At 62.5% G+C, this 17,006-nt stretch carries 15 protein-coding genes; 6 read left to right on the forward strand and 9 right to left on the reverse strand.

Features of this window, described 5'->3' with window-relative positions; genetic code table 11:
- Positions 1-1,195 precede the first annotated feature (1,195 nt).
- A complete protein-coding gene (locus ABD742_RS12515; RefSeq protein WP_234750599.1) occupies positions 1,196-1,795 on the reverse strand; it encodes a TetR/AcrR family transcriptional regulator in 600 nt (199 codons plus the stop codon).
- 126 nt (positions 1,796-1,921) lie between these two features.
- Here ABD742_RS12515 and ABD742_RS12520 point away from each other — a divergent pair, with 126 nt between their 5' ends.
- On the forward strand, positions 1,922-2,656 hold the full coding sequence (locus tag ABD742_RS12520) for an SDR family NAD(P)-dependent oxidoreductase (RefSeq protein ID WP_234750598.1): 735 nt from the start codon (positions 1,922-1,924) through the stop codon (positions 2,654-2,656).
- 121 nt (positions 2,657-2,777) lie between these two features.
- Positions 2,778-3,401, forward strand: a complete 624-nt coding sequence (locus ABD742_RS12525; RefSeq protein WP_234750597.1) for an NADPH-dependent F420 reductase — start codon at positions 2,778-2,780, stop codon at positions 3,399-3,401.
- A gap of 273 nt (positions 3,402-3,674) precedes the next feature.
- Here the strand turns inward: ABD742_RS12525 and ABD742_RS12530 are convergent, their stop codons facing one another.
- The 7 genes from ABD742_RS12530 to ABD742_RS12560 form a co-directional block, all read right to left on the reverse strand.
- Positions 3,675-4,265 (reverse strand): TetR/AcrR family transcriptional regulator, encoded by a 591-nt coding sequence (locus ABD742_RS12530; protein ID WP_234750596.1) that lies wholly within the window; start codon positions 4,263-4,265, stop codon positions 3,675-3,677.
- 107 nt (positions 4,266-4,372) lie between these two features.
- Positions 4,373-5,041 (reverse strand): NADPH-dependent F420 reductase, encoded by a 669-nt coding sequence (locus ABD742_RS12535; protein WP_234750595.1) that lies wholly within the window; start codon positions 5,039-5,041, stop codon positions 4,373-4,375.
- Positions 5,038-5,979: an SDR family oxidoreductase gene (locus tag ABD742_RS12540; protein ID WP_234750594.1), complete on the reverse strand. Its 942-nt coding sequence runs from the start codon at positions 5,977-5,979 to the stop codon at positions 5,038-5,040. The genes ABD742_RS12535 and ABD742_RS12540 overlap by 4 nt, the downstream gene beginning before the upstream one ends.
- Before the next feature lie 50 nt (positions 5,980-6,029).
- Positions 6,030-6,725 (reverse strand): NADPH-dependent F420 reductase, encoded by a 696-nt coding sequence (locus ABD742_RS12545; protein ID WP_234750593.1) that lies wholly within the window; start codon positions 6,723-6,725, stop codon positions 6,030-6,032.
- A 1,295-nt stretch (positions 6,726-8,020) separates the two neighbouring features.
- On the reverse strand, positions 8,021-8,449 hold the full coding sequence (locus ABD742_RS12550; RefSeq protein WP_234750591.1) for a cytotoxic translational repressor of toxin-antitoxin stability system: 429 nt from the start codon (positions 8,447-8,449) through the stop codon (positions 8,021-8,023).
- Between the two features lie 11 nt (positions 8,450-8,460).
- Positions 8,461-8,901, reverse strand: coding sequence for a hypothetical protein (locus ABD742_RS12555; protein ID WP_234750590.1), 441 nt, complete (start codon positions 8,899-8,901; stop codon positions 8,461-8,463).
- Between the two features lie 202 nt (positions 8,902-9,103).
- Positions 9,104-10,117, reverse strand: coding sequence for a DEAD/DEAH box helicase (locus ABD742_RS12560; protein ID WP_234750589.1), 1,014 nt, complete (start codon positions 10,115-10,117; stop codon positions 9,104-9,106).
- Positions 10,118-10,288: 171 nt separating this feature from the next.
- Between ABD742_RS12560 and ABD742_RS12565 the strand changes: the two genes are divergently transcribed.
- The 3 genes from ABD742_RS12565 (at position 10,289) to ABD742_RS12575 (ending at position 14,780) form a co-directional block, all read left to right on the forward strand.
- Positions 10,289-11,389 carry an LLM class flavin-dependent oxidoreductase gene (locus tag ABD742_RS12565; protein WP_234750587.1) on the forward strand — a complete coding sequence of 367 codons (1,101 nt, stop codon included), beginning with the start codon at positions 10,289-10,291 and terminating at the stop codon, positions 11,387-11,389.
- An 86-nt stretch (positions 11,390-11,475) separates the two neighbouring features.
- Complete coding sequence (locus tag ABD742_RS12570) at positions 11,476-12,522, forward strand: AraC family transcriptional regulator (protein ID WP_234750585.1); 1,047 nt, start codon at positions 11,476-11,478, stop codon at positions 12,520-12,522.
- Positions 12,523-12,623: 101 nt separating this feature from the next.
- Complete coding sequence (locus ABD742_RS12575; protein WP_234750583.1) at positions 12,624-14,780, forward strand: amylo-alpha-1,6-glucosidase; 2,157 nt, start codon at positions 12,624-12,626, stop codon at positions 14,778-14,780.
- Between the two features lie 19 nt (positions 14,781-14,799).
- Here ABD742_RS12575 and ABD742_RS12580 read toward each other — a convergent pair whose 3' ends face one another.
- Positions 14,800-15,780, reverse strand: coding sequence for an AraC family transcriptional regulator (locus tag ABD742_RS12580; RefSeq protein WP_234750582.1), 981 nt, complete (start codon positions 15,778-15,780; stop codon positions 14,800-14,802).
- 329 nt (positions 15,781-16,109) lie between these two features.
- Between ABD742_RS12580 and ABD742_RS12585 the strand changes: the two genes are divergently transcribed.
- Entirely contained in the window at positions 16,110-16,904 is a 795-nt protein-coding gene (locus tag ABD742_RS12585) for an SDR family oxidoreductase (RefSeq protein ID WP_234750580.1), read from the forward strand.
- Positions 16,905-17,006: the final 102 nt, after the last annotated feature.

Here is a 17,006-nt window from a genome sequence, read left to right on the forward strand (position 1 = left end):
GCATACTCCATCGCAACAGGTAACCCGAAAGTCGGGCGCAGGAGCACGGATCCGATGCCAACGGGGCGGGGAGCAGGCACACTGCTCCCCGCCCCGTCCCCACGCGGACCGGATCAAACGGAACCAAAAACAATCCAGCGAACTCCATGAGACCCCTCACGCATCAGACCACTCCGGACGAACTCACGATGGGACCGAGCGGCGCTCCGACGCCGGAAATGCAGCGCATACCGGACTCGACCTAACTCGCCCACGCAGATAAAGTCTCAATCCGCCGCCACGACGGATCACTATCCTCGGGACGGATCGACATGCTCTCCATGGAGCGAAGGGTCTTCTGGACCATCCAGAATGACGGCAAAGGGCGCACCATGATCGAGACGGACAAGAGACCACCGTTTTCCGTCGCACATCCGACCGCAGCAACCAAGGGCGGGCGACGTCTTGCCGGACATGAAGAATCATCCGTTCAGCTTGGCACGATGCACCAGCAGTATCTCGTGCGGCATGATCCAAGCTGCCCCATGCGACAGTACCTAGCTCCTGGAGATGACTTTCAAACCGTCCGGGCGCAGCTGCCCCGTGGGTGAGACATGCCGGCACAAGGTCTAGCGTGTGACGCCGAGCTCTCTGCAGGGCTTTCCGACTTTGGTTTCGTGTTTGCCCATGGAGGCCATGCCGAGGCGGAGTTTCGCTGGGTTCAGGCCGGTGCTGTGGAGCCGTTCAACCAGCGCGCGGGTTGCCTTGGTGAACCGCCAACCTGACGTCCCCGTGGTGTGAAGGGTATCCGGCTGGGCCCGCCTCCTTTCTGTTCTGACACCGGCGCCGGGAACTCATATACCCAGACCTGACAGTGGACACGGCCCTACGGCCACCCCAATAAAGCTGACGTAAGTGTGGACACTGTCCCCATCTCGTTTGGCAGGACAAATTCGTCACCACAACTCCCCCGGGCTACAAAAAGCGGCCTCCCAAGACCGTTCCGCGTCACAGAGGTTTCGTCATGTCGTTCCCCCACACGGAAGCCATGAACAGGCGTTGGCCACCCAGACCAACCAGACAGAACCGGAACGAGGAACCGCATAACACCCACCCACAACAGGCGGAGAGCCCACCAACCAGTGCACTGCGCCCGCCACCCACACACCTAAATAGGCCACCGCGGCGGCCGGTTCTGGGCGGCGTTGCAGGCTGGTCAGTGCCTGAGCGATGCGGCGGCCGGTGCCGATGCTGCGGGGAGGGCGTTGTCGATGAGGACGGCGGCGATGGCGGCTGCGGTAGCGAAGGTGTCGATGTTGAGGACCCGGCTGCGGGCCGAGGCGCCGTCCAGGAGCAGCGCCAGTTGCTCGCCGAGCTGTTCGGGGTCGTTGGCGCCGGCTTCGCGGGCCGTTTCGGTGAGGCGCGCCGCAAAAGCCTTCTTGTAGTCACGGGCGAGTACGCGTGCTGCGTGGCCCGGGTCCTGGATTTCGACGGCCGCCGCGATGAACGGGCACAGGGGCGCGTGGATGTCGAAGACCGCGAGGAGTCGTTCGCGGGGTGTGAGGTCGGTGCTGTCGAAGACTTCGGGCAGGATGTCGGGATCGAATCGGCGAAGGTACTCGGCGATCAGCTCGTCCTTGCCGGCGAAGTGCTGGTAGAGCGTCCGCTTGGACACCGCAGCCACCGCGCAGAGCTGGTCGACGCCGGTGCAGTTGATGCCTTGGTCGCGGAACAGCTGCTGTGAGGCGCTGAGGATGCGCTCTCGTGCGCCCCTGCCGCTGCGCAGGCCTCGCGGCCCCTTCTCCAACTCCGTCATACGCCCCAGCATACCCCGGCTGGTACCGATCGGTGTGCATAGCTTGACACTCCACGCTCCCGCTCGATACGTTAAGTACGCAGATCGGTGTACATAACAGCGGCGCAGCATATGAATGGAGTACTCGTGGGAAAGCTCGATGGCAAGGTCGCGGTAATCACAGGCGCGACAAGCGGGATGGCGCTGGCCGGTGCGAAGTTGTTTGTCGACGAAGGAGCCCATGTCTTCATCATGGGCAGGCGGAAGGACGCGCTGGACGACGCCGTGAAGCTGATCGGCCGGAATGTGACCGGCGTGCAGGGTGATTCGGCCAACCTCGATGATCTGGACCGTCTGTACAACACGGTCAAGCAGGAAAAGGGCGCGATCGACGTGCTGTGGGCAAGTGCCGGGACGGGCGAGCAGGGCAGGCTCGGCGAGATCACCGCAGAGCAGTTCGACGCCGCCTTCTCGTTGAACGCTCGCGGCACGCTGTTCACGGTGCAAAAGGCACTGCCGCTGTTCAACGACGGAGGATCGATCTTCATGACCGGGTCAAACGCCTCGCTCCGGGGATACTCCGATTGGAGTGTGTATGCAGCGAGCAAGGCCGTGCTGCCCGCCTACGCACGGGTGTGGGTGTCCGAGCTGAGGGACAGGAAGATCCGCGTGAACGTGCTGACCCCCGGCCAGGTCGGCACGCCGATGATGATGGCGGTGATGGACGAGCAGATGAAGGCGCAGTTCGAGTCCGTGATCCCGCGGCGAGAGATGGGCCGCCCTGAAGAAATCGCGTCGGTCGCGTTGTTCCTCGCCTCGGACGATTCGAGCTACGTCAACGGCATGGAGCTGGTCGCCGACGGCGGCACCACAGTGATCTGAACCAAGCGCCAGGAATGCCGCGGGCACACCCCAAAACAGCCCCGTCGCCACAACGAACTGAACTCGAACGCGCACGATTGAGACAGAGCCACACTTCGAGAACAAGAAAAGAGCACACCTCATGAGCAGCATCACCTTAATCGGTACGGGGAACATGGCCCGTACCATCGGCACGCTCGCGGTGGCGGGCGGCAATACCGTCGAGGTCATGGGCCGCGATCAGTCCAAGGCCGATGGCCTGGCCAAGGCTCTGGGCGGCGGTGCGACGACAGGCAGGTGGGGCGCCATCCCCGCCGGGGACATTGTCATCACAGCCCTGTTGTACGACGGAGTCGTTCCGGTCGTCGCCCAGTACGGAGACGCCCTCGCGGGCAAGGTCATCGTCGACATCAGCAACCCCTTCAACGCCACGTTCGACGGGCTGGCCCACAGCGAGGAGACCTCGATCGCGCAGGAAGTGGCCAAGGTGGCCCCGGCCAGCGCCAGCGTGGTGAAGGCATTCAACACCGTCTTCCGTAATGTCCTGGAGAAGGGCCGGCCCGACGTCTTCATGGCGGGCGACAATGCGCACGCCAAGGCGGATGTGGCGGGATTCATCGGGAGCCTCGGGCTGCGCCCGCTCGACGTCGGCGGCCTGAAAATGGCGCACTGGCTGGAAGGAGTGGGTGTGGTCACGGTAGGCCTCGCCGGCAACGGGGTTGGCCACTGGGACTTCGCCCTCGGCGCCAACGAATTCACCGGCTGAGCCCCGGGGCCCCCGGGCCGGGCAGCCGGCGGACAGCGCGCCGTGGGCGGCTGTTATAGGTCCGTTGATACAGCCGCAGGCGGTCATCGTGGGCTTGCCGGTGGACGGGTGGCTGCGCATTGTCGGCCGGTCCACCGTTCTCTCCGCCCGGGTAGGGCGTGAGCCGGGGCGTCAGCTCAGGCCCATCGGAGCCCGGGCCTTGGCCCGAAGAGATCAGCGAGACCCCACTGAACAGATTCAGCGAGGACTAAGGGCCCATCCATCTGACCCTGGTCAGCGCGGGGGCCCAGGGCGTTCCTGAGTGACGACATGGCTTGCTTCGTTGGGCAGGACTGCGCTGGACATCACGCTGAAGAGATGGTCGGCGCGCGGCGCTAGCGAGGGCTGATCGTAGACCCACGCAGCCGCTGCGACTAGCGCGAACAAGTCGGTGCCGTCGATGTCGGCCCGCGCCACGCCCGCGTCCTGTGCGCGGTGGAGAAGCCGAGTGCCCGCGTCGTGCAACGCAACGCACGAGACATTGAGTGCGGATTCGGGGTCCTCGAGCGCGGCCACCAGCAGTCCCGAGAGACCCCGGTATTCGTGTGTGATCGCAACGCTGCCGCGGAACCATGTCAGTAGCGCATCCTCCGGCGTGCCTGACAACTCGAGGTCGGCCGCCTGGGCCCTGAGTTCGTCGACGTCTGTACGAAGCAAGGCCTCAATCAGGGCCTCTCGCGTAGGAAAGTGACGGTAGAGGGTGCCGAGCCCGACGTCCGCTTTGCGGGCGACGTCACGCAGTGATGCATCGGCTCCGTGCTCGGTCACGACTTCGCGCGCGACCACGAGCAGGCGATCGTAGTTCTTTCTGGCATCGGCTCGCATATGTCTCCCTGGTTAGCAAGTGGGGCGGTGCCTTGCATAATCGGTGCACCGCCCCACTTAGGCTAACCCGCCTACGGCGCAAGCGGAGAGAGGGACCGGCACCGCGGCTATCGAGTTGCGATGGCCAGCGCCGCGCGGATGGCGTCCTCACCGGCGGGCTGGCCCGACTCGACCGAGTACGGCCCATACGGGGTTCCCCACACCGGCGTGCCCGTCGCCTGCCGCCAGCTGCCGGCCAGCGATCCAGCGTTTATCACGCTGTACCCGATGGAGTCGATGAATTCGGTCACCGCCGCCTTCGCCGACGCGGAGTCGCCGGCGATCGGCAGATACGTGCGGTCGGCCGCCCCCGCCGGGCGGCCGAGGGACAGCAGGTGCTTGTAGAAGATGTTGTTGAACGCCTTCACGAGCAGGACGTCCGGGATGTACCGCTGCAGCAGTTCGCTCGAGGTGAGCGACGTACCGTCGAGCTCGGGGATGTGCCCGTCGCGCTCGGGGCCGTAGTTGCAGGTGTCGATGACCATCTTCCCTGCCAGCGGCGCGACGGGCAGATCCGGGAACGCGCTGACCGGCACCGTGACCACCACGATGTCGCCGGCCGCCGCGGCCTCCGCGCTCGTCGCCGCGGACGCCCGTCGCCCGAGTTCGGCGACCTTAGCCGCGAGCGTTTCGGGACCGCGCGAGTTGCTGAGCACCACCCGGTGCCCGGCGCCGATCGCGAGCCGGGCGAGAGTGGTGCCGATCTGTCCGCCGCCGATGATTCCCACGGTTGTCATGAGCGCCCCTCGGGGAGGTAGTGGCCGTTGTCCAAGTCGGCGATCAGGCCGGGCTGTGTGGGTTCCCAGCCGAGGGCCTCCCGGGTGATGGCGTTGGAGGTCGGGTAACTCTGCGTGACGATGTTCGCGATGAATCCGAAGTACCCCGGCAGCATCAGTTCGTCCAGGGGAATGCTCACGGCGGGCAGACTCAGGCGGCTGCCGATGGCCTCGGCGATCTCGCGGAAGGGAATTCCTTCGTCATCGACCGCGTGCCAGTATCGGCCGGCCTCACCTTTTTCCAGCGCCAGTCGGAACAACGGGGCTATATCGCGGATGTGCACGGCGTTCCAGACGTTCGCGCCGTCTCCGGGGTAGCCGGCGAAGCCCCGCTCCTTTGCCAGCGCGATGAGCATGGGCAGGAAGCCGGCACGGTCGCTCGTGCCATGCGCGATGTTGGCGATCCTCACGACCGAAGACCGCACTCCCTGCCCGGCCAGGCCGATCACGGTGGTTTCGACGACATTGCGCACCCGCAGGGTGCCCCTGTGCTCCTCATCGACGAACAGGGCCGGGTCCTCCTCGGTGGCCGTACGGCCTAGCTGTCCGGGCGAGCCGACGCTTCCCGCCACGACCAGCGGCTTTCCCGTTCCCGCGAGTGCCTCACCGTAGGCGAGCATGACCGGGATTTCCGCCGCAGCCACGGCGTCCATCCCTCCCGTCGGGAGCAGGTCTTGCCGGTGAGCGACGTGGACGACTCCGTCGGAGTCAGCCGCTGCCTCTTTGAGCCCGTCAAGGTTCTGAAGGTCGCCACGGCGGACGGTCGCGCCGAGCGCTGACAGCGCCGCCGCGGAAGCATCCGATCGGGCAAGGCCTGTCACCTCGTGCCCGGCGGCGATGAGTTCGGGGATGATGTACGAACCGGAATGGCCGGTCCCGCCAGTGACGAGAACGCGCATGCTGTTGCTCCTTGCGAGTGAGTGGGGGATAAAAAGGGGCGCGGCTGCGCTCAGTTGAGAGTGTTGATGCCGACGGCGATGTTGAATCCCGCGCCGTTCCGGGCCAGGCCCATCAGCAGCGGTCCCACCCCTTCCAGCCAGCGGGCCATCTCGAGGCCGCCGGCATCGAGCGGACGGAGTCCCAGGGACGTGATGAATGCCGACACAATGGCCTTGGCTTCCGCGTCGTCTCCGGCGAAGAGCACGTCCCTCGAGCCGTCCTGAGCTAGGACGTGACCGAAAACGGTGTTGAATGCCTTCACGACGTGCGCACTCTCAGGGACGACCTTGGCGATCTCCTGCGCACCGGAAGTACCCTCGGGAGTGACCACTCTGGTCGCGTCGGCGTTGAACGTATTTGAGATGTCGATGAGGACCTTGCCGGCAAGTGCACTCCCGTACTGGGCAGCGACCTGAGCGGCGTTGGTGTAAGGCACCGCGAGGACGACGATGTCGCCCGTAGGGACAGCGCCGAACGTCCCGGCCGTGGCCCCGCCGCCGAGGGTGGCGGCCAGGCTCTTGGCCTTGGCCGCGTCACGCCCGATGAGCTCAACAGTGTTGCCGCCCTTGACCGCGCGAGCGGCTATTGCGTTGGTCATGCCGCCGAGGCCGATGAAACTGATGCTGCCCATAGGTGTGTGCTCGCTTTCGCTGATCTGGACCTGGCTTTCTGCGATCAACCGCGGAGCGGCGATCGGGCGGCGCATGTGCGCTCATCCCAGGACAGGAAGCCGGACTGCTCTAATCGGAGCAGTAGTCCGAATATACGGTGCAGTGCTCCGTTAAGCAAGCGCGAGGGGTAGGAGCAACCGTTTTCAAGCCGGACAGGTATCGCTTGGAAATTGACCTCGCCCGCCAGGCCCGCTCCAACTCACCACACTCGAAGGTCGCTCTCGAGGACAGAGCGACAGGTTCTTCTTTCATGATTGCTTCAGTCCACTCTGGAGCGAGTCTTGAAAATCTACAGCTTTACAAGACACCACTCTCCGCGTTGGAGCATGGCGACAAGCATCATTTTCGGAAGTCGTCTGCGCAGCCAACCAAATCTTCGGAAGGGGAACCCTTAGCAGGCGGAAAATGGTCGTTCAGGATGCGTGGCCCAAGATGGGCACGTATAGCTTGCGCTTGGGAAAGCTACCTTTGCAGGGCCGCAGCTGGCCTCGTTGCGAATCACCTGCAGCGCGGACAACTTGTGAGACAGCACTTTCCGTTCATCGGCCCCGCATCGTAGTCGTTGAAGAGCAGACTCAGAGAGACATGTACATGACGCGCGTCGGAGTGTGGTCGGGTCTGACGGATCAACCAACCCAGGACCGGCTCTGGAAGAAGAGTCCGAATCCCACACACCTGGACTCTGTCGACGGATCGTGCGCCGGCCACAGACACCTCCTGAGACATTCCCGCTGAAACCGAAACGTCCTACGACACCCACGGCCCGGGCCGCAAGGTCACGCTGCCTGCAACAGAGAATTGCAGAAAGCGGCAACGGAAAGGGACCAAAATGAAGGCCCAAAAAGCCGCCCGTGCACAATGTACACACCCCCTTTGGCCAGACAAACACGGATGAGGGGACGCTGCCCGGTTCGCAGAAGCGGCCATCCGAGGAAGATCCTCGAACGGAATTAGGCTTCGTCATGTCGTCACCACAACTCCTGGCGATGAATGAGTGAGGGCCAACAACTGGCCACCGCGGCGTCAGGCACAGACTGCGGCCAAGGTCAGAGAGACCCGCAGGGGGTCAATGTCCACACGTTAAAGCAAAAACCCCTCTGGCGAGGGGGAATGCTGTGCCCGAGGTGGGACTCGAACCGCATTCCAGGCCCTTGAAAACGGGAAGTCTCGAAAACATGCCGAGTACGAGCCAGTCCGGCGGCGGTTCGGCCCAGTCCGACGGCAAGAGTGTGCACACTGTGCACACCCCTCTTTTCACGGATTTGATTGAGACGAATGTCCCGCTACGGCAGGTGAAACCCCGTCCGACCGACCGACCGGGCCAAACGTATCAGTTGTCCTGACCGGCCCCTTGCGACATCCAGTAATCGTTGATCGCCTGAACGGCCTGCTCTTTCGTCATCCGGGCAACATCTCGCTCATCCATTCCAACGGTGCGGGTGAGTTGCCAGACCAGCGCTAAGGGAATAGCCGAAGCGGGAGGGGCTGCCATTCCGCGGGCCGGCAGTGTCCCGTCATCGACGCATGCCCAAAACTCATCCTCACCGACCTCGAGCTGGTCTTGGAGAATATGGTTCCAGATCGAACTCGAATACGTGGTGCGATCCACCGGGCGGGAAATCCGGGTCCGCAAGATCCGTCCATCTTGCAGAATCAACCGGTAGGTCGCGTGATGGCGCACTGGTTTCCCGCGGGCATTCGTCACCAGCTCCCAGCGCTCGGTTAGACAGAACTTATCATGGTCGTACCGTCCGCCCATGCGTCGGACGCTCATGCCACCGAGCCGGTGAGCCAGGCGATCAATTGCTGATCGGTGGACAGGTCAATGAGCTGAACCAAGGCCCAGTTCTCGCGGTGATTGGGCGCCGCGTTCAAGTGGTCCTCCCAATCCTCCGCGTAGTCCCGCAAAGCCTCGACAAAGTCCGCCAAGGCTTCAGCCAGGTCCGTGGCCTCAGCGGCAAAAGGCTGCCCTGGCATGAAGACAGCCCATGCTCCGTCCTCATTCACGACCTGGACATTGGCGACGACCGTCAGTTCCAGATACCGACGCAAGCTCTCTCCGTTGACGACGGCGGCCGTGGCCCGGTCGGGCCGCCGTATCATGGACAGCCCTCCCCGCTCGCTGGCATCGAGGATCGTCTTCAACGAATCCCGTGCTTGGGTAAACCCGTAGACGTGTCCACCGACTGTCTCATGTGTGGGGGTGCTCATATATCAATCATCCGCACGTACATCAAGTACGTCAAGTACTTCTACGTCGCTTTCCGTTCCGTGGTCGTTACTGGGACCATTTGGTGGCTGATGCCGTAGCAAAATCACCGAAGACTGTTCCCGCGGGGATGACGACGTCACTCGCTTGGCAATTTCCGCGGATCAGGGAACCCGAGCGAGACGTACCCAGGCACCCGCTTGTTCAGCGAAGCTGCCAGGACCGGAGTGGACTCATCATGGTAGTCGTGAACGGTCGCCACCGTTTTCCCTGGGTATGGTCGGATGATTCGGCCGGCGTATTGGACCAACCTGCCCTTGAAGGAAATGGGTGCCGCAAGGACCAAGGTATCCACTCGCCAATGTACGAGCCGGTTCCCGGCACCAGCAGCGGCTCCGGGTCATCGGAGTTGGAAAGACGCTCGACGGCTGCTTGCCGTTCCTTCGCCTTCATTGCCCCGGTGAAGACCACCGGCTTCAGACCAGCCGCCTCGAACCGGGACCTGAAGGAATCAAGATGGGCTTTCCAGGTCGTCAGCAAAAGAATTCGCGAGTTCTGACCGTGAGCCGCCATGACGTCGTCGTAGATTTGCTGCAGACGATCCTCGTTCGCGATCAAGTCCTTGTAAATGGCGGAAATCCCGCCAGGCTCGCTGGGGTCAGCGCCGCCGTCGTAAGTGTAAGACGTCCGGCGCAGCTTCAAAGCCAGCGTCGGCTCGGCAACCTCCCGCGGGTGGTGCGGCAGCTGCTGCGGAGCAGGGGACGAGATGGTGTGCGTGATCTTGCCGAGCTGGTGGTAAATCAGTGAGTCCAGTTTGTCACGCCGGTACGGTGTAGCCGTAAGCCCCAACCAGTACCGTGCCGGGATCTGGTTCATGACGTGGCTGAATGCCGCGGCCGGAACATGGTGGCACTCATCCACGATGACAAAACCGTACCCGGCGGTCAGCTCGGCGACGTTGCCGCGCCGCGCGAGCGTGGGCAAAAGCGCGACGTCGATGCGTCCGGTTGTCTTTGCCCGCCCGCCACCTATTTGGCCGCACTTTTCATCCATGAACTCGCGTACGCGGCTACGCCATTGGTCAGCCAGGGCCTTGCGGTCGACCAGGATCAGCGCGGATACGCCACGACGCGCCATGGCAGCACAGGCGATGACCGTCTTGCCAGTACCGGGCGGAGCCACCAAAATGCCTTGCTCCGTGGAAGTAGCGGCATCCATTGCGCCTTGTTGCTCCCCACGGAGAAGGGCTGTGAACTCGAAACTTTGAGTGGTGCCGGTCGCGCGGTGATCATCAATGCGCAGCGTGCTGCCACTCGATTCGACCAATTGATGCAATAGGGACAACAACCCGCGAGGCAAAATAAGGTCGCCCTCAAGGGTTTCGTCATAGTGAACAGAAAAAACCACTTCAAGCTCGGGCTATTCTCGGCAAATTGTTCCGGTGGATTGGCCGTCACAAAGATTCCCGAGAGATGGGGAGCCACATGGGAGGAAAACCTTCGAATGGCCCGTATCGCCGACCAGGCAGGAATAGATTTCCTCCTGCCCATTGCGAGATGGATCGGTTATAAGGGCGACACGAATTTTCACGGTTCGGTACTAGAGCCTATTCCGTGGGCTGCCGCGCTGCTGGCCTCAACGGAGCGGATCTCGGTGTTTTCAACAGTTCACACAGCGTTCAACCATCCATTGGTGACGGCGAAGCAGATTGCCACCCTTGATGCGATCGGCGGTGGCCGCGCTGGCCTGAATATCGTGGCTGGCTGGAACCAGCCCGAGTACGAAACCATGGGCGTGGACATGGCAGAGGCCCATGACGATCGATACGGTTTCGCCCAAGAGTGGTGGGACGTGGTGCGCCAGGCCTGGCAACAAGAAGGCATCTTCGATTTCGACGGGAAATTCTTCTCACTCAAGCACGTTGAGGCATTGCCGAAGCCCGCGGGAGGCAAGGTTCCCATTCTTAATGCAGGATCGTCCAATCAAGGCAGGAACTTCGCCGGAAGGAACTCGGACTTCGTCTTCACGGTGGTCGGCGGACCTGAGGACGGGGCCGAAATTGTTCGCTCCGTGAAAAGCCAGGCCATGGCGAATTACCAGCGGGAGGTGGGTGTTCTAACCCTCAGCCACGTGGTGTGTCGGCCGAGTCACCAGGAGGCAACGAACTATTTGGCGTATTACGCAGAAGAGAATGCTGATTGGGGCGCGGTGGACTATCTCATGAATCTGCAGGGACTCCACGCGGAGTCCTTCACCAAGGAAATGTTGGGGACCATGCGGTCCCGTTTTGCCGCAGGCCATGGTTCTTGCCCGCTCGTTGGCACACCTGATGAAGTAGCCGCAGAAATTGCCCGATTCGCCAAAGCGGGTTTTGACGGAATGACACTGGCATTTGTTGACTACGCCGGCGAGCTTGAGTACTTCGTGCAAGAAGTGCTCCCGCGCTTGGAGAAGCTGAGTGTTCGCCAACCGGCACTTGCCAGCGTGTAGGAGCAATGACTATCGTCAAGGACACTCTATATGTCGTGGGGCGGGCACGACCGGGATCAAGGTCCCTTTCAGGGAAAGGTCAGTACATGGGCTCAACTGGGGCAACCGACGCTGTTTCACGTCAGCTGTCTGCGGACAGACCCCTTGAAGCACATGCTCTAACCCGCAGCACGTCGGCGGCTGTTGTTCGGGACTACGTCAACAGCCTGACGTCGGATGAGCATTTGCTGGTTCCGCATCAGGGACGGGGTATTGACGGAACGGTCAACGGTCTGTTGGCTGGCGCCATCAGCCTGGTTTTTGTCTCGTACGGTACGGGAGTAACCATTGTCAGTCCACCCTCGGGTCGCCGGGCACTGCTCGTCATCCCGCAGGGTCCAATGCTCGTAGAATCCTGCGGGAATCAATGGGTGGCGAATACTCCGTTCGCTTTGAGCTCCCACCATCAGACCAAGATGGTTCCGGACCCACTGCGCGGAGCTGTGGTTGGCGGTGTAGACGCCGATGTGCTGGAAAGCTATTTGGCGGCTACGTCGAGTCGGGTGCTGGTCAAGCCGGTTTCCCTTGCCAGCGACGTTCCACTACAGCTCAGCAATCCAAACATGGTTTCGAAAACCTGGTTGGAAGCCTGCCGCCAGTTGGACCAGGGCCTGCCCGGAGAGTCTGTGACATGGCTGGAAAATATCCTTCTGGCCACCATGTCCGCAGGGCTTGCTCCTTTTCTGGAACAGGCTTTCGCCCCCTTGCCTGGCAACAAGGGGGCTCCGGCGTACGTCGAGTCGGCCTGCAATTACCTGGAGCAGAATCTGGGAGCAAACGTCCGGATTGACGACGTCGCCTCTGCCGTCGGCATCAGTACAAGGCAGCTGCATAATGCGTTTCAGGCACACGTCGGCCAGAGTCCCGCTCACGTTCTGCGCGACATGAGGCTGGCGCGTGCACGCCGGATTTTAGAGGGCCAGGCTGGTCCAGCCACGGCCACCGTCGCGGAAGCCGCCTTCGACGCCGGGTTCTCGCACCTTGGGCGGTTTGCCGCGTATTACAGCGAGAAGTACAAGGAATCTCCATCCGCTACGCTCCAAAGACTGCGGGGGCGTCCCCAGACGACGACGGCGGGTCGGTCGAGTGAGTAATTGAGGGTCATCGGAAGCCCGCTGTAGGGGGCTCTGGTAAGCCATTCGGGACCGGCGTAGATTCAGATCACGTGACAGGGTGCACTTCAAAGGAGCCTGCGGTGGCCGGATGGAACGCAGATAACGCGGCGGGTCCGGTTGGGCAAGGCGCCGTGACACTCGTAGACGGATCGGCGTTCTGTATCTCACTGCAGAACGGGGATATCTTTCCTCATCACCCTCATGGAGTTTTCCATCAGGACACCAGGATCCTCTCGCGCTGGTCCCTGAGCGTGAACGGCCAGCCGGTGGAGCCCCTTGGTGCGTGGACGCCCTCGCCGTATCAGGGAATGTACGTTGGCAGGGCCGTGGCTACCGACGGCCGGGCGGACAGCCCGCTGACGGTAGAGCGCCGGCGCGAAGTCGGGGTGGGCATGCTTGAGGACATCACAATCCAAAACCATGCACCCCAGCCGGCCTCGTGCGACGTCGAGTTGTTTGTAGACACGGACTTCGCAGATCTCTTTGAGGTCAAAGAAGGACGGTTTCACCGGCAATGGGAACATACCCGACGGTGCGAGAACGGTTCCGTCATCATGGAGGCCGCTTGGGAGGGTGCGCGGAAGGGCGTGATCATTCGAGCGCCCGGTGGTGAGGCGGGGCCGGAAGGGCTTGTCTTCCACACCGCAATTCCCGCCCACGGCGAGTGGAGCGTTCGGGTGACCGCCGAGCCGACGCCGGATGCAGGCGCTCCAGCCCAGCCGCCTGTCCACACAGCGTCAGAAACCGTCTCACCCCAGTTTCAGCGGCAGCAGTCCTGGGATGCAACTATCCCTCCCGTACGAATAGGGAACGGGTCCCTCGAGCGAACCGTCTATCGCAGTTACGCCGACATCGGTGCTTTGCGCATCGTTGACCCGCAGCATCCCGATCGGATGGTCGTCGCGGCAGGGGCACCATGGTTCATGGCATTGTTCGGCCGGGATTCCTTGCTGGCCTCGTTCATGGTCATGCCCATCAACGCGCCTTTGGCATTGGGAACGCTGCAAACCTTGGCCGAGCGGCAAGGAATTGTGGTTGACCCCCTGACCGAGGAACAGCCTGGACGGATCCTCCACGAGGAGCGGCTCGGAGTCGGGACGGGCTTGGCACTGGGTGGTAAGTCGGCATATTACGGCACTGCCGATGCCACTCCCCTGTTCGTTGCCCTGCTCGGTGAAGTGAGCCGGTGGGGCCTTGCTACTGAGGACATCGCCGCGTTGGTACCGCATGCAGACCGCGCCCTGGACTGGATCCGGGATTATGGCGACCGCGACGGCGACGGGTTCGTCGAGTACGAACGCCTCAACGATCAGGGCCTGATCAACCAGGGGTGGAAGGATTCCTGGGACGGCATCAACTTCGCCGATGGACGTTTGGCTGAAACGCCTATCGCCTTGTGCGAGGTGCAGGGCTACGTTTACAGCGCCTACACTGCACGTGCGTGGATGGCGCACGACGCCGGGGACCGGGCGCTGGCGGCCGAACTCCGGGAACGTGCCGAGCTCCTCAAGAGACGGTTCAACGAACAGTTCTGGCTGCCCGAACGCGGGTACTACGCCATTGCGCTGGACCGGGATAAACGGCCGGTCGACGCCTGCGCCTCGAACATGGGTCACTGCCTGTGGACAGGCATCGTGGATGACGACAAGGCCCGTCAGGTTGCTGACCGGCTGATGTCCCCGGAGATGTTCAGCGGGTGGGGCGTACGCACCCTGGCCACGGACATGGGTGCCTACAATCCGGTCAGCTATCACAACGGCTCAGTGTGGCCACACGATAATGCACTGATCGTCGCGGGACTGCTGCGCTACGGATTCGTTGAGGAAGCCCAACGGCTTGCCTCCGCACTGATGGAAGCCGCCGAACACACCGATCATAGGTTGCCTGAATTGTTTTGCGGGTACAGCCGCTCCGACTACCCTCAACCGCTGCCCTATCCAACGGCATGTTCGCCCCAGGCCTGGGCGGCCACCACCCCGATAATGCTGATCCGCAGCCTCTTGCGCTACGACGCTCACGTGTCCTTGGGTGGGCTCTGGATTGACCCTGTGCTGCCGGCAGGGTGGGGAGATTTCAACGCCACGAACGTGGACATGGGTGGGTCCCGCTTCTCCTTCAAGGTCTCAGGCTCCCGTGTGGAAGTGGAGGATCTCCCCGAGGGAATGGTGCTCCACAGGGGCATGCGCCCTTCGCTGGCTGACGTTGACCAACTGGACAGGCTTCGGCCGGGCGAGTAGCGGATAAGCCCGAGCGAGGTTAGCGGCGAAGGCTCTCTGATGGCAGCTCGCCGAACGTGTCAAGGTAGAGGGCCGAGAAGCGCCCCTGATGGGAGAAACCGCACCGCTCCGCGATCGAAACAATAGTCTCCTGTCCGGGGGCGGCGGCAAGAAGCAGTTCCCGGGCCCGGTCGAGGCGCACCTTTCTCAACAACTCCGACGGCGTTGCCCCCACCTCGGAGCGAAGAGCAACTTGCAGGGTTCGCACGGACACGCCCAGGTTCTCGGCGATGTCCGGAACCGCCAGCTCCTCAGAGGCGTGCCGATCCAGCAGTTCCCGGAACTGTCGTATCAACCGGCTTTCAGAAGCCGGACTGGAGCGGTCAGCGTCCGTCACAGGATTCATTGCCAGGAGCAGCCGTGAAACCATCGTGTCTGCGAGAAGCTTCTGGACGAAGCCCGGAGCTGTTCTTGGCTCCAGGCTGATCATGTCGTCGTGGAGTTCGACGACGGACCTCAGGAAGGCCCGCCCCGCGGAACCACTGAGGTCCATGGCATAGCCGAGCTTCACGCTATTCTCCGGGTCGCCGCCATAGAGTTGCGCCGCTACAGAAGCAAGGGCGAGGCGGCTCACGTAGACAATCAAATGCGGGGTCCCACGATCCCACGTCATAGTGAACGGGCGGTCGATCGGCGGAACTGTCGCGGTTTTGGGGCTGGAATCTACGGACGACGAGCCCACGTCCATGTGCGCATGACCCGCGAGGGGAATCTGGATCAGATGGAAGTTCTCCAGGCCTTCCGGACTGATTCGAACATCCGCGCCATAGTCCAGGAATTCGATGCCAACATCACCCCGGTGCAGCGAGCGCAGCTTCATATCCACGGACGTCCCACGGGTCTGCGGAACGAGATCGTGGCCGCAGAACAAATCGGCGATTTTCTGATGCGCATCATCGACGTCCGTCGTGGTCACTGTCGGGAGACCCCTGAGGACATCACGAGGAAGGATCCTCACCATTGCGCGTTCCTTCCCCGGTTTTCGTTTTTCGGATGAGCCCTGCGCCAAGCGGATAGACCCGTTTTCGACCCGTGAATAGAGTCACTCTTAGAACAAGTATGACGCACGTCATAAAAACGCAGCAACGAATCCCGACGGGAGGGGTGAGCAGAGATGAAGAACGTCAAGCTGGTGCATGACCGCCGAATCGAGTGGGAACGGACTCATCCGAACCCCGCGCCCAGGCCAACCGTCAAGTAGGCGGTGAAGCAGCCAGTCCGTCGGCAACGACGAGCGTCATGCATACACAAGACTTCCCACCCCATGGATTCACTACGAAAGGTTTGACCATGTCAGCACTCTCGGGCAGGACCGCAATCGTCACAGGCGGCGTCACCAAGATAGGCCAAGGCGTCGCCATGGCGTTGCGCGATGCCGGTGCCACCGTTGTGGTCGCCGACATCGACGCCGACGGAGGCGCCCAGCTCCACACTTTGGGAAGCGGCATCAGCTTTTCACTCACTGACATCACAGACGACGCAGCCATGGCCCGGCTCATGGATGCTACGGCAGCGTCGCACGGAGGCATCGACATTCTCGTCAACCTGGCCTGCACCTACAAGGACGACGGTGCGGCATCGGACAGGAACGACTGGCTTCAGGCACTGAACGTCAACGTCGTGAGTGCCGTCATGGCAAGCAACGCGGCACGCCCGTACCTGAAGGCATCCCAGCACGGAGCCATCATCAACTTCACCTCGATTTCGAGTTCCGTTGCCCAGACAGGCCGCTGGCTCTACCCCGCGGGGAAAGCTGCCCTCGTCCAGCTGACCCGGAGCATGGCAGTAGATCTCGCCGACGACGGCATCCGCGTCAATTCGGTCAGCCCTGGATGGGTGTGGAGCAACATCATGGACACCCTGTCCGGCGGCGACATTGACAAAACGGACTCGGTGGCAGCACCGTTCCACGCCCTGAAGCGGGTGGGTCGGCCCGAGGAGATCGGAGCCGTGGTCGCTTTCCTCGCGAGCGACGCGGCCAGCTTCGTGACAGGAGCTGATTGGGCGGTCGACGGCGGCTACTCCGCTTTGGGACCCGAGCGCGCCGAAGAAGCCATCCCATTACTCGCCGCCGAAAAGAGGTGACGACACATGAATGACATCAGACCCGTACACATCGGTCTCCCCGGCTGGGAACAAACCCACCCCGAGCCAACGCCGAGGCCCGGCCAAATATCCTCCCCCATC

The sequence above is a fragment of the Arthrobacter ramosus genome (genome assembly GCF_039535095.1).
Classification (GTDB): domain Bacteria; phylum Actinomycetota; class Actinomycetes; order Actinomycetales; family Micrococcaceae; genus Arthrobacter; species Arthrobacter ramosus.